The sequence below is a fragment of the Candidatus Neptunochlamydia vexilliferae genome (assembly GCF_015356785.1).
Classification (GTDB): Bacteria; Chlamydiota; Chlamydiia; order Chlamydiales; family Simkaniaceae; genus Neptunichlamydia; species Neptunichlamydia vexilliferae.
Genome location: NZ_JAAEJV010000126.1, coordinates 1 through 1,103, shown reverse-complemented (window position 1 = coordinate 1,103; position 1,103 = coordinate 1). Strand labels below are relative to the sequence as shown.

The following is a 1,103-nucleotide window of genomic DNA, read 5'->3' as shown; positions in this document are numbered from 1 at the left end:
GATCATGTAGGAGCAATGAATATTTTAGCCCGAGGACTATCGGGTCTTAGCCTGTGGAGTGAGTCTATAGATCTCACATTGAAGCAGGAACCAGCAGGGGTTAGCGATAAGAGCCTGCTCCTAGGGTGTATTTAGACAACCTGGGAATCCTCTTCCTTTAGGGAGAGGAGGATGTCAAGGTAAGATGGCCTAAGCAGTTTTTTGTAAAAGAGCGATCCGTGTTTTTGTACGAGCCGCTTTGTTCTTTTTATAAATTCCTCTTTTTGTCCCTTTGTCCATGAGGCTATAAACAGAGTTAAGAGCGGTCTCCATTTTCTCTTTGTCTTTTGCGCCGAGTGCACTTTCGAAAGCGCGGATAGCTGTTCTCACACGGGATTTAAAAGAACTATTACGTGCGCCACTTTCTTTACTCTGCTTCACACGTTTTAGTGCTGTAGGACATTTCTTGCCGTGCTTTGGTTTTTCTTCTGCCATAAATTGTTTCCAATAGGTTAAAATAAGCGTTGGAAAAACTATAACAATTTGGGAATAATTCGTCAATCTCAAGAGGAGGGAGCGACTATTTCAAGGAAATTTTTTGCATTTTTATTGATTTTAGCCGGGGGAGGAGCCTTGTGGATGGGGGGGAATTTTTTTTATAAACTCCACCACCACTTCCTCCTTTCAAGAGAGGCTCACGCTGTAGTTAGCGAGTGGACCGTATTGGAGCTTAAGCCAGGAAAGTTTTCGGTTGGGGCTAGCTATGAGTTTAAGGTGGGCGAGCGAACTCTCCATGGGGTTTATCACTTTGCCAAGCCGGTTTATCCCAATCCCTATTTAGCAGAGGATTTAATTGAAGAGTGGCGGCAACAGCCGTGGGTGATTTGGTATAGTCAAAAAAATCCTACATTTGCAGCCCTTGAAAAGGGGGCGCCTGTAAAAGAGGGGATTCAACTTGCCCTTTGTATCGGGGTTTTTCTTTATTTTCTGTTTCTAGAGGGTTTTGTTAAAAGATGGTCAATCAAGAACAGGATCCCTGCAAAGTCGTGACTTAAATTTTTAAATATGCATAAATGGTTGGTTTCGTATCCAATATAACCAAGGCGAGCCAGCATGAGCACCCA

2 protein-coding genes are annotated in these 1,103 nt (G+C 43.3%); one reads left to right on the top strand and one right to left on the bottom strand.

Features of this window, described 5'->3' with window-relative positions; translation table 11 throughout:
• Window positions 1–189: 189 nt before the first annotated feature.
• Complete coding sequence (gene rpsT / locus NEPTK9_RS09560) at window positions 190–474, bottom strand: 30S ribosomal protein S20 (RefSeq protein WP_194848595.1); 285 nt, start codon at window positions 472–474, stop codon at window positions 190–192.
• 144 nt (window positions 475–618) lie between these two features.
• Between rpsT and NEPTK9_RS09555 the strand changes: the two genes are divergently transcribed.
• Complete coding sequence (locus NEPTK9_RS09555; protein ID WP_194848594.1) at window positions 619–1,029, top strand: hypothetical protein; 411 nt, start codon at window positions 619–621, stop codon at window positions 1,027–1,029.
• The last annotated feature ends 74 nt before the right edge of the window (window positions 1,030–1,103 follow it).